This window comes from Aequorivita sp. 609, from assembly GCF_014212065.1.
Taxonomy (GTDB): Bacteria; Bacteroidota; Bacteroidia; order Flavobacteriales; family Flavobacteriaceae; genus Aequorivita; species Aequorivita sinensis.
Map to the genome: position 1 here is coordinate 1 of NZ_JACJVM010000210.1, position 9320 is coordinate 9320.

General features: G+C 34.4%; 6 protein-coding genes. All 6 read right to left on the reverse strand.

Annotated elements, in window-relative coordinates; translation table 11 throughout:
- Positions 1 to 484 precede the first annotated feature (484 nt).
- Complete coding sequence (locus H4O20_RS13535; protein WP_185099624.1) at positions 485 to 3568, reverse strand: efflux RND transporter permease subunit; 3084 nt, start codon at positions 3566 to 3568, stop codon at positions 485 to 487.
- 32 nt (positions 3569 to 3600) lie between these two features.
- Positions 3601 to 4695, reverse strand: coding sequence for an efflux RND transporter periplasmic adaptor subunit (locus H4O20_RS13540; protein WP_185099625.1), 1095 nt, complete (start codon positions 4693 to 4695; stop codon positions 3601 to 3603).
- Positions 4696 to 4707: 12 nt separating this feature from the next.
- The gene (locus tag H4O20_RS13545) at positions 4708 to 5985 is read right to left on the reverse strand and encodes a TolC family protein (protein ID WP_185099626.1); all 1278 of its coding nucleotides are present in this window, start codon (positions 5983 to 5985) and stop codon (positions 4708 to 4710) included.
- A 94-nt stretch (positions 5986 to 6079) separates the two neighbouring features.
- On the reverse strand, positions 6080 to 7441 hold the full coding sequence (locus H4O20_RS13550) for a HAMP domain-containing sensor histidine kinase (protein ID WP_185099627.1): 1362 nt from the start codon (positions 7439 to 7441) through the stop codon (positions 6080 to 6082).
- Positions 7438 to 8118, reverse strand: a complete 681-nt coding sequence (locus H4O20_RS13555) for a response regulator transcription factor (RefSeq protein WP_185099628.1) — start codon at positions 8116 to 8118, stop codon at positions 7438 to 7440. Before H4O20_RS13555 ends, H4O20_RS13550 begins: the two co-directional genes overlap by 4 nt.
- Before the next feature lie 350 nt (positions 8119 to 8468).
- A complete protein-coding gene (locus tag H4O20_RS13560) occupies positions 8469 to 8951 on the reverse strand; it encodes a hypothetical protein (RefSeq protein ID WP_185099629.1) in 483 nt (160 codons plus the stop codon).
- Positions 8952 to 9320: the final 369 nt, after the last annotated feature.

The following is a 9320-nucleotide window of genomic DNA, read 5'->3' on the forward strand; positions in this document are numbered from 1 at the left end:
ATTAAATCCTGTTATAAAATCCATAACATCAAGATAGCCAATATTTTAATGCAATTTGGCCAATGGATAAAAGGTAATCAACAAAGTTATTAAGAAAGGGAGGTTATTGCGCAGTCTGACGGGAAACGGCTTTGCGAAGGAGCGGAAATAGAAGCACAGACTTTCAATTTTGCATAACAGTAGCATAAGCCATTTTCTATTTGCTAAATTACAAAAAAAGGAAATAAAAATGGCTTATGCGGATAGAAAGCACAAAAGTTGAAGCTTAGACTTAACCCGCTCTTTTGCAAAACCGATGTTATCTGCTGGCCGTATTCGGTATTTGGATTTATTTTTGTAGCGTTTTCGAAATTTTAAAACAATTTTTCTTCAGATTGGGAAAGCAAGCTCTTTACGCATTTTTGTTGGCTTTGTGCGGTTGCTAAAATGCGTAATGTGCTTGCTTATTGTAGTCTTGAAATGGAGAATGTGATAAATTATTTCCTTACTTTTCCTTTCTATAAGCCCAATGAAAAACTTGTGGTAATACAGTAAGTGATAATACCATACAAATCAGTAATCCTCCTACAATCATAATAGCTAATGGTTTTTGAATTTCAGATCCCATTCCTGATGAAAGTGCAGCCGGAAGCAATCCTAAAGAACCCATTAAGGCAATCATTACAATCGGACGGATTCGGTCGTAAACTCCGTTTGAAATAGCATCTTTGAGCTTCATTTTCCGTAAATTATCTTTCATTACAGCAATCAGAATAATACTGTTTATGGTATTTACTCCAAATAGAATAATAAATCCGATTCCGGCTGAAATTCCAAAAACAGTTCCCGTAAGCCAAAGCGAAATAAATCCTCCCACAAAAGCAAACGGAATCGTACTGGCTGCGATAAGTGTATCTTTTATCGTTCCGAAATTGAAATATAACAAGAACAAGATCAACAATAAGACGGCAGGGACAATCACAGCCAATTGGCTTGTAGCTCGCTCTTTACTTTCAAATTCTCCAGCCCACACGACTTTGTGCTCTTCCGGGATCTGCACTTTTTCGGCTACTTTGGCCTTTGCTTCTGCAATGGTACTTCCCAAATCACGACCTTCAATACTAAATCCGACTGCAATATAGCGACTGCTTCCATCACGATAAATAAAAGTAGGTCCTGTAATATAACTGATTGTGGCAATTTCACGTAATGGAATTTTCTTTCCGAATCCTGTCGGAATCAAAATATCTCCGATTTTTTCCTCATCATCACGATATTCTTTTGCAAAGCGAATACGAACATCAAACATTCGGTCTTCTTCATAAAAAGTCGTGGCTGCACTTCCTCCGATTGCCATTTCTACCACCGCTTGTGCATTGGACATATCCACTCCGTAACGAGCCATTTTGTGGTCGTGAAGCTGAATGCGAAGTTCGGGAAGTCCGATATTTCGATAGACATTCAAATCTTCAATTCCCTCGACATCTTTAATTGCATCGGCTACCTGATCTGCATATTCTTCAAGCTGAAACAAATCATTTCCGAAGATTTTGACCACAAGAGAACTCTTAACTCCAGCTACATATTCCTCCACATTATCCTGAATCGGTTGACTAAATCCAAAGACAATTCCAGGATAAGTCTGCAATTCCGAACGCATTTCTTCAATCAGTCCTTCTTTGGATAATTTCCTTTTCCATTCTTTTTCAGGATGAAGCTGAATGTGAAATTCAATGTTGAAAAATCCTGTTGGATCGGTTCCGTCATTTGGTCTTCCGACTTGATTCAAAACGAATTTTACTTCTTCAAAACCACGAATTTTATCTTTCATTTCTTTAGCTAAACGAGTCGATTCCTGAATATTTACACTATTGGGAAGTGTTGCTCTTACATACAAAGCTCCTTCGTTTAGTTTCGGAATAAATTCTGTTCCGTAATTCATAAATCGGATGCCACAAATCGCAATCAAAGCCACAAAACCTAAAATAGTTGCTTTTTTGTGTCTTTCGCTCCACGAAAACATTTTGAACATATATTTTTTGAAAAATCTCGAAATGAAATTCTCTTTTTCAACGATATTCTTACGAAGTAAAACCTTACACATCACAGGAACGTAGGTAATACTCAAGATAAGCGAGCCTAAAAGTGCATATCCTAACGTAAATGCCAATGGAGAGAACATTTTTCCTTCTACTTTTTGGAAAGAGAAAATCGGAATTAAAGCTACAATTAAGATAATTTGTGCAAAAACGATATATCCGGCTACACTTCCAGCACTTTTTTTGATAAGTCCTGATTTCGACATTTTGTTGAAAACAGGCATTCCGACTTTGTGAGCTTTCTTTTCCATAGCTACAAAGACGGTTTCGACTATAACGAGTGTTCCTTCCAAAAGCAATCCGAAATCAATCGCTCCCATCGAAATCAAATTGGCTGGTAAACCTTGAATTCGGAGCATCATAATAGCAAACAAAAACGAAAGCGGAATCACAGAAGCCACAATCACAGTTGTTCTCCAATTATATAAGAAAATAAATACGATAACCGAAACCAAAAAGATTCCTTCAATGATGTTTTTAGCAACCGTACTAACCGTTGCATTTACAAGTTCTGTTCTGTCGATAAAAGGTTCGATTTTTACATCTTTTGGTAAGATAGTAGTGTTAAGTTCTTCGATTTTATCTTTCAATCTCGGAATTACATCTCCCGGATTTTCTCCACGAAGCATAATTACAACTCCTTGAACCAAATCATCTTCGTCTTGTAATCCGACTTGTCCTAATCTTGGTTTAGCCGAAATCTCCACTTGAGCTACGTGTTTTACCAAAATAGGAGTACTTCCACGAACTTCAATCAAGATATTTTCGATGTCCGCTACACTTTCCAAAAGTCCGACTCCACGAACTACATAAGCTTGAGCACCTCGTTCAATTACATCTCCGCCAACATTGACATTACTTTTCGATACAGCTTCATATACATCAGAAGGAGATAAATCGTAATTAGCTAATTCTGTCGGATTGATTTTAATTTCGTAAATCTTTTCTTCTCCTCCAAAACTCACAATATCCGCTACTCCCGAAACAGCCACAAGTTCTCTTTCGATAATCCAATCCTGAATGGCAGTTACTTCTTTTATCGGTTTATCACTTCGGATAACATATCGGAAAATCTCTCCTGTAGCTCCGTAAGGTGGCTCAATTTCTGCATCTGCTCCTTCGGGTAAATCAATTCCCTGAAGTCGGTTTGAAGCGTATTGTTGTGCATAAAAATCATCCACATCATCTTCAAAAATTACAGTAACTACGGATAATCCGAATAATGAAATCGAACGAACATCCGACTTTCTCGGAATCGTATTCATTTGTTTCATTAACGGAAGTGTGACGAATTTCTCGATTTCTTCTGCACTTCTACCAGGCCACTGTGTAATGATTCTGGCTCTGGTGTTGGTTACATCGGGAAAAGCCTCAATAGGTGTGTTTTTCAAACTGATAACTCCGATAATGACCAATAATCCCGTAAGGAAAAAAATAATAATCGGGTTTTTCAGAGAAAAAGCAACTATATTTTGAATGAATTTTTGCATAATCTATTCTCTATTTTCTTTGTTCTGTTCTCTTAATTATTAAGCGATTCAAAAATCAACAATTGGTTTTTGGTAATAATTTTTTCGTTTTCTGAAAGCCCTTTTTTAAGATAGGTTGTGTTGTTTTTCTTGGTTAGAATTTCCACTTCACGAGCTTCGATATTGCAATCGTCTTTGTAAACCAAAACATAGTTTTTGTTGTTGAAAAACACAATGGACGAAGTAGGGACAGCAACTTCCTGTTGGTTTAATTTTTTAAGAGCAATAATATCTGCAATCATTCCAGGTTTTAGTTTGAAATCTTTATTGTTCAAAACAATTCGTGCTTTTAAAACACGTGCTTCTTGATCTAAAACTTGAGAAATCACATCAATTTTTCCTATGAAAACTTCATCTGGATAGGAAATAGTCTTAATTTCGACCTCCATTCCTTGGGCTACGTGAGCAATATCTGTCGAATAAATATTTGCCATTGCCCAAACGTCATTCAAATCTGAAATCGAAAAAAGCGAAGCTCCATCATCCGTTACAGTCGAGCCAGAATTGATGTTTTTTTCGGTAATAATTCCCGAAGTTGGGGCTTTAATCTGAAATACATTTTTTGTAGAACTTGCACTAAACAAGCTCAAATTATTCTCTACTTTTTGCTTTTCAGATTCCAAGATGCGAAGTTCATTTTTGGCTTCGATGAGTTCTTTGTTGGACGAAATTCCGTCTTTAAAAAGTTGTTCTTTTGCATCTAAATCAACTTTTGCAATTTCGATTTGAGATTTCAAAGAATTCAATTCCGCTTGAAGCGAAGAAAGCTCTGTACTTTGCATTTCGGCTAAAACCTGACCTTTATTTACCGAATCTCCTAACGAAAAATAAGTGTTTGAAATGATTCCATTTACAAGACTTACAAAATTGATAACCTTATCTGGATTCGCATCGATACTTCCTGTTAGATGAATTCCTTCAACCACATTTTCTTTGGTTACGGTTGTAATTTCGATAATGTTTTTGGTTTTCTCATCCAGGCAGAATTTCTCTTTCTGAACAGATTTGAAATCTTCTCCTTTATTTTTACATCCAATAAGAAATAAAATGGAAATAAATAAAGGTATATATGTTAAATGGTTATTCATATTATGATGTTTTTAATTATTAAAATCTTTTCCTAAAAAATAATTGAGTTCTTCTGCTTTTTTGTTTACTTCTTTTTGCGCTTCAAGTATGATTTTTTTGTTCCCCAAATAGGCATTTATAAAGTCAATATATTCGAGCATACTTGCATTTTTTGAAATTAAATTTTTAGTGTAATTCTCTAAAAGTAAATCCAAGTTTTTTTCAAAATCAGGTTCTATATTGTTCACGAAATCAACAGCTTGTTGTATAGATATATAAGCTAATAAGATTTCGTTTTCGATAGTTAGAACGGTTTGTTCTTTTTGAATTTTTGCACTTTCTATACTAATTTGAGCTTTTTTGATTCCTCCTTTGTTTCGGTTGAATACAGGCAAATCGAACGAAACTCCAAATCCTACAAAGTCGAGCATTGTATTTCCGTTTCGGTCGTAATTAACTCCAAACGTCATATCGGGAATTCGCTGTGCTTTTTCGTAAGACAATAACTTGTTTGAATATTCTTCTTCCAACAGTGCTAATTTGTAATCAGGACGATTTTCTTTAGCATTTTCGACAATTTGGTCAATAAAAATGGCTTCATAAGGGTTGGTGTTTTTTACAAATCCGTCATCTGTGATTTCAATGGAAACCGTGGGATTGGTGCGAAGCAACAGCTTTAATTCTTTTTGGATTTCGTTGGATTCTCGAGTGAGTTCTAAAATCTCTTTGTTGATTTCGAGTTCTTGTGCTTTGAGTCGGATATATTCTGCTTTGGAAATGTTTCCTTTCTCTAATTGATTTTTGTAAGCATTGGTTAGTATAGAAATGTGATCAATCAGGTTTTGATGTACTTTTATGGATTGTTGAGTATGCTGTAAATCGGTCAGTTGATTGCGAAGTTCGAGTTTCAGACCTCTTAATAAATCTTCAAAATACTGTTCCGCTTTTGATACATCAACCTGCTCCAAAGCGATGAGTTTTTTGCGTTTTCCTGCTGTTTGTACAAGTTGGTTGAGCTCAAAAGCGATTTGCTGATTTCTTCCGAAGTTTCCAAAAAATGGTGGAGAAGGCTCTACTTCACGTGCTCTCCAAAGATTGATTTCGCTTATCGAAAATTCTGGATTGGGCCATAATTTAGCTTGAATGACTTCCGCTTTTTGGCTTTCGATATTGAGTTTTTCGGAAATCAACAGAAGATTATTTTGCAAAAACATTGTTTCTGCTTCTTCCCTTGAAATTTTAAGTGTTTCCTGTGCTTGTAATTGTAGCCCCAAGGCTATACTTACACAGAATAAAATAATACGTTTCATTTTACAACATTTTCTGATGTTGCAAAAGTGAATGTATTGACCTTAAAAAGACCTTAAAGGATATAAAATTTGGCTTAAGATAGTTCTAGTATTTTTAGGATTCAAAACTTACAACAAAAGTGTTTTCTGAATTTTGTGAATGGTAGTCAACGCTAGCGTTGTGAATTAATAAAATCTTTTCAGAGAGAACCAATCCGAGTCCGAAACCTTGTTTGTTTTGAGAATTTTCTCCTCTAAAAAAATGGGAGAATAAAAATTTTTGTTCTTCTTCTGAAAGTGTCTTTCCAGAATTTGAAATCAAAACTTTAAGAGAATTGGAGGTACAATCCAACGTAATTTTAGCTTTTTGATTATCGGAATAATGAACGGAATTGGTAAGTAAATTTAAAAAAGCTTGTTTGATTAGAGGTTCATTAGCCTTATAGTTTAATTTTTTTTCGTCAAAATCATTCGGAATAAAATTCACCTCAAAATTAAAATCAGGATAAATAGAATTGAGTTCTGCAATACAATCAAAAACAACATCATCAATACGAATAAGATTTTTTGAGATTTCTTGTCCTACTTTGATTTTAGAAATTTGAAGCAACACATTGATAATATTTCCGAGTGATTTTGCTTTTTGTGTTTGCAGTGAAATGTCCGATTTTAGTTGATCGATGTCTTCTGCTTTTTGCAACTTTTCTAATTCAGAAACCAAAACTGCAATCGGAGTTTTCAGTTCGTGTGAAATATGTTGAATGCTGTGTTTTTGAAATAAAAAGGCATCATTGGTTCGTTTGGTAAGTTCGTTGAATTTTTCAGATAAATTCTGTAACTCGGAGGTTGTAGTTTTGATTTTTAGAGGATTATTATTTTCGTTACTCAAATCATAATCTTCAATTTTTTCGGTTAATTCCGAAATTGGTTTAGCGATAATATTAGATAAGTAAAGAGATACTAAAACCACAATAATAACAATAGCTACAAAAATTCCGATAAGTACTTTTTGAAGAAAATCTTTTTTAGAATGTCCAAAAAAATCATAAGCTTTGCTTATTGCATAATAGTTTTTTGAATCGTTTTCAAGATAAACTCCAATCAAATCATAACCATCTTCTTTGGTTTCGATCCAATTGTTAGCGACAGATAATCTGTTGAGAATCGAATTCGCTTTAGAAATATCAAGGCTATCAATACTTGAAAATATAAGGTTTTTATTGTTGTCATAGATAAGCATTTTTTCATCATAAAAATCGTGAATATCTTGTTTGTCTAACAAACGTGAAACCTCTTCACTCATTTTATTGAACTCATCAACAAGACCAACCGTATATTTGATTTTGGAGAATTGTTGCTGTTGAAATTCTTCCTCACGATGCTCTGAAAACAAAACATAGACGATAATCAAGGAAACAGCCGACAATAAAGTGACGGTACTCGAAAAATAGATTAATATTTTGTTTCTAATTTTCATTCTATGTCCAAATAATATCCATAACCAATTTTAGTTTTAATTGAGTTTTTCCCGAAGGGCTTGTCAATTTTGTTTCTTAAAAAGTTAAGATACACTTCAATCGTGTTTGTGTTTACGTCCATAGAAGTTCCCCAAATTTCTTTTATGAGCTCATTTTTTGAGATGATTTCACTTGGCTTTTTACAAAGCTTGACCAAAATTTGATATTCTCTTGGAGTAAGTAAAATTTCCTGATTTTGGCGGGTTACTTTCTTTTGAGCGACATTGATACTTATATCTAATGCATTGATGATTACTTGTGAATGAGATTCCGTATTTTGACTTCTTTTGATAAGAGAATTTATCCGTAAAATAAGTTCTTTCATAAAGAATGGTTTGGTCAGATAATCATCAGCACCACTATCAAAACCTTTTATTTTGTCTTCAAGTTCATCAAAAGCGGTAAGCATCAAAATGGGAGTATGCGTATTATAAGTTCTGAATTCCTTGCACAAATCATATCCGTTTTTCTTTGGTAAATTAATATCCATCACTACACAATCGAACGATTCTTTTTTTAGGAAACGTTCTGCTAAAAAGCCATCAAACACACTTTCAACTACAAAACTTTCGGAAGAAAGGGCTTCCGAAATATTTTTGTTAAGTGTTGATTCGTCTTCTATTACCAAAATTCTCATAAATGCAAAGGTAAAAAATTGTGTATGATTGTTTTAGTATAGGTTAAAAATGGCTCTTTTGGTTTTTTGAGCGTTGGCTTGTGTGTGGGCAAAAACCAAATGTGCCATTTGTGCGGTTGGCTAAAATTGTTTTAAAATGTGCGGTGCTAAAAAACAAAATAGTCTTGGGTCAGATTATTCTTCTCTTTGTTTCGGGACTTTTAAATTTTAGTACGTTGCTCAAATCAGCTTGCAGATAACGTGTTTGTATAAGAATAGTTGCGGGTTGGCGTGCGAGGATTTTCCGTAGGAAAATCAGAAGCAAGCAAACGAGCAACAACCTTTGTTTTAGCACTAAACCGCAATTATTTTTATACGGTGTTGTGCATAGTACTTTTTATTTTTTCAATTTCAGATTCAATTTCCGCAAAGTCTATAAATCCGTTTTGATTGGTTGTTTTTTTTACTGTTTTTTTCCAAAAAGGAAAAGCCCAAGTTAAGGAAGTTCCATAATTTTCCCAAGTTCCGTTTTCATTCTCAAATTCATACTCGTTTTTGAATGGGAATTTTCCTTTGTAATAATCTATTCTCCTTTTTTTACAGGTCAGAAACCGCAAAAAATCATTAAATCCTTTATTCAAGTCGTCATATTTCGGGTCATAATGTAAGTGACTAATTCCGAAACCAACGGTCAGTTGTCCGCTTTGGTCAAGTTCAATCCAAATTGACGATTCCTCTTCGTTTTCCGAATCCAAAGTCAGATGAGTTCCGTTTTCAAATTCCGAAATCCTTTCAGGAAAATGAGATTCCAAAAGCTCTTTTATTTTACTAAATGTCAATTCGTAGTTCGTCATTCGGGTATTATGCACAACGTTTCGTATATGAAAAGTAGGCGATTACGAAGCGCGAAACTTTCGGTTAAGCACGAAGTTTGATACGAGCCAAAACCTTTGAATTTAGCACTATTTCGCCTGTTTTTTATATACATTGTGTGTGCCCAGCATGGGCATCTTTTACTTTACCGAAAGGTAAATAATTAATCTAGAGGGTGCAAGTCCCTTATGGGCAGGGGTAACGCTTTGAACCATTAGTAAGCTGCAAGGTGGAGTGTCTATATTTGTTGTGACAACTTAATTAAGCCCTAAATGATTAAATTTAACATATGGCAAGAAAACATGAAAACGATTTTAAGGTTCTAATCGTAGAATTAGTAAAATCAGGTA